3 protein-coding genes are annotated in these 2,736 nt (G+C 66.8%); 2 read left to right on the forward strand and 1 reads right to left on the reverse strand.

What is annotated here, in order from left to right; translation table 11 throughout:
• The coding region (locus ACLL9L_RS05510) for a YhjD/YihY/BrkB family envelope integrity protein (RefSeq protein WP_411283638.1) at positions 1-665 on the forward strand (665 nt) is incomplete at its 5' end.
• A gap of 382 nt (positions 666-1,047) precedes the next feature.
• Positions 1,048-1,491 carry a ferritin-like domain-containing protein gene (locus ACLL9L_RS05515; protein ID WP_411283639.1) on the forward strand — a complete coding sequence of 148 codons (444 nt, stop codon included), beginning with the start codon at positions 1,048-1,050 and terminating at the stop codon, positions 1,489-1,491.
• A gap of 739 nt (positions 1,492-2,230) precedes the next feature.
• On the opposite strand, the gene ACLL9L_RS05520 is transcribed toward ACLL9L_RS05515, so the two are convergent.
• A complete protein-coding gene (locus ACLL9L_RS05520) occupies positions 2,231-2,371 on the reverse strand; it encodes a hypothetical protein (RefSeq protein WP_411283640.1) in 141 nt (46 codons plus the stop codon).
• Positions 2,372-2,736: the final 365 nt, after the last annotated feature.

Below are 2,736 nucleotides of genomic sequence, written 5' to 3' on the forward strand. Positions count from 1 at the left end.
GTAACAGCCGGCCCCATCCCTTCAAAGCGCGCGGCCGCCGCCTGCTGCTGCTGCTCGCCACGGTGGGACTGGCCGTGTTGGGCACGACCGTGCTGTCCACTCTCGGCGCGAGCAACGCCGGTTCCCTCGGTCCCATCCTGAAGGTGCTCGTCCTCGTCGCCTCAATCGCCGTCAACGCGGCCGCGTTCATCTTCGCGTTCCGCGTCGCGGCCGCCCGCGACCTCTCCGCCCGCGACCTCTCCGCCCGCGACGTCGCCCCCGGTGCCATCGCAGCCGCGAGCATCTGGCAACTGCTGCAGACCTTCGGCGTCGTCTACGTCGGCCACGTCATCAAAGGCACCTCAGTCACCAGTGGCGTCCTTGCTCTCGTCCTGGGCCTACTCGCGTTCCTCTACATCACCGCCACCGCGGTGGTGCCCTGCGCGGAGGCCAACGTCGTGCGCGTCGATCACCTCCACCCCAGATCGCTCCTTACCCCGTTCATCGACGACGTGGACCTCACCAGCGGAGACCGACGCGGCTACACGAGCCGAGCCAGAGCCCAACGATCCAAAGTTTCGAATATGTCGACGTCCGATACGACCCACCAGACAAGCCAACCGAGTGACCACCGCCAAACCAAGTCGGACCTGCGGGGCTCGAGGCCCCGGTTAACCGACCCATGATCGGTGCGTCCGTCGCTCGGACGGCGCTGCGGTTTCGCCCTCGCTAGAAGCTGAGGACAGCGTTCTTACCCATCCATCCGCGATGTTTCCCGGGGCCAGCGGGTCCACGTGAATTCCGTTGAAGATCGGCGGCGTCGTACTCAGGACAGCCTTGTTAAAGACAGCCTTGTTAAACCAGTACAAGGCTGGAGCCCGATCGTTTACGAGACGGCACGTTCGTCGGCGCTGGCGGCCGACCTCGAGCTCACGGCCGAGGAGGTCGCGACGCTCGACGCGCGGTCCGGGGGACGAACGCCGAGGTACGGTGTTTGCGGTCGTCGACGTCGGGTAGGTGCAGAGGTTACCGAGACCACGTCGTGTGGGCCATACAGAAGAGGACAGCATGAGCGCTGACGAGAAGACCGCCAAGGACCTGGTCCAGACCCTCAAGGACGGCCAGAAGGGCTTCGCAGCGTCCGCGAAGAAGCTGGCCGACGGCGAGGTGCCCCAGTGGGCCGACACCATGCGCCGCCTGGAGCAGCAGCGCGTGCAGTTCGCCCAGGAGATCGTCGCGATGGGTCGCGACTACGGCGACGACGTAGATGAGGGCGGGTCCGCGCTCGCCGCGGCGCACCGCGGCTGGCTCTCACTCAAGGACGCCCTTACCGGCGACAAGCCGTCGGGCGTGCTCGACGCAGCCGTCCAGGGTGAGGACCACACCGTGTCGGAGTACGAGAAAGCCCTGAAGGAGGACCTCAGCGACGGCTTCCGCACGGTCGTTCAGCGCCAGCACGGCGAGATTGTCGCGGCCCGTGACGAGGTCAAGGCACTGCAGGCTGTCAGCTGAGTCGTCTCGTCCCAAGCCCGCGGTCTCGCGACCGTGGGGCTTCTGGCGTCTGGGCTGCACGGCGCCGAGGGCGCTGGGGTGGAGCCGAGGAACGTTGGGTGCACGGCCCAGACAGAACCCGGAGCAGGCGTCTCTGTAGCCACTGAGAACGATCGTCGCCGTAGCCGCTGAGAGAGCTTGGGGGATTTCTCGTGTCATGCCCGTCTCGGCGACGTGCGCAGCAGGGACGTAGTTGCCGGCGACGGACTCGCAGCCTTGCCTACGCTTGTTCGCCAGCGCTCATTCGTGGACCCTAGAACTCCGTTCAGCGGCTCTCTGGCTGGGGGAGCGGCCCATGCCCCTGAAATAGGTTGTACGGCTACTTGCTCAGACCCGCTGTCACCATGGCCCTTCGCTTGACGATGTCGTCTCCCGGGTTAGCGCTCATGGCTTGACCCGCTGCTCGTGACGAAACACCACCTCCCACCTTTCGCGTGACCGGGGTCCACCCAGCGGGCGAGCCAGTGGTCCTCGCGACCGGCCTCGGCGGTCTAGTCGGCGAGGCGGTGGCGGCGCGCGGTCAGCCTCGGCGCACCTTGTCGAGGGCGACGGTGAGCAGCATCTCGCGCAGCGTTGAGGCCACGATGGAGCAATGTCGGGAACGGACGGCGCCCGGTGCTACGGATCGCCGGCTGGCGCGCCTCCGTCGCTGCCGCCCGGGCCCGGCGATCGACAGGAGCGACGGCGCTGTACGGCCTGTTCAGGTGCCATCGAGGTGGCTGAGCCTGTCGGTGGTCCCGACTGTCGTCCAGTCGGCGAGCAGGGCCCGGCACCACGGGTCGGTGAGGTGGGTGGCATACCGGTCGCCGGTGATGCCCGGCGAGCGAGGACCACGAAGCACTCCCAGCCGTTCGTCGACCAGAGCAGGTCGGCCACGGCGCGGTCGTCGAGGTCCTCGCGTGGCTGGGTTCAGCGACCCGCATCAGCCCCTGTCGGCGTCATACGACCAACTCGAAACTGCGATCTGGCGGTCGGGGCGGGCGCCCGCGGAAGGCGAGGCCAACTCGACCCAGTCAATGGGCTGAGCTGGCTGTGGTGTGCCGGAACAACACAGAACGTGGTGGAGTCCAACGCTCTGATGTGCCACGAATGTGCCACGAATGTGCCAGAAGCCTCTGCCTGGGAGACTTTCAGTGGCTAGAAGTTTGGCTGTAAGCCTCTGAACAGCGCAAACGTGGGTGGGCCCCGTGGGACTCGAACCCACAA

Origin of the sequence: Lapillicoccus sp., assembly GCF_046595215.1 — a bacterium.
Taxonomy (GTDB): domain Bacteria; phylum Actinomycetota; class Actinomycetes; order Actinomycetales; family Dermatophilaceae; genus Lapillicoccus.

What these genes read in the sequence shown, in the direction of transcription:
- ACLL9L_RS05515 (WP_411283639.1), top strand. Translation starts at nt 1,048, where the DNA reads ATGAGCGCTGACGAGAAGACCGCCAAGGACCTGGTCCAGACCCTCAAG.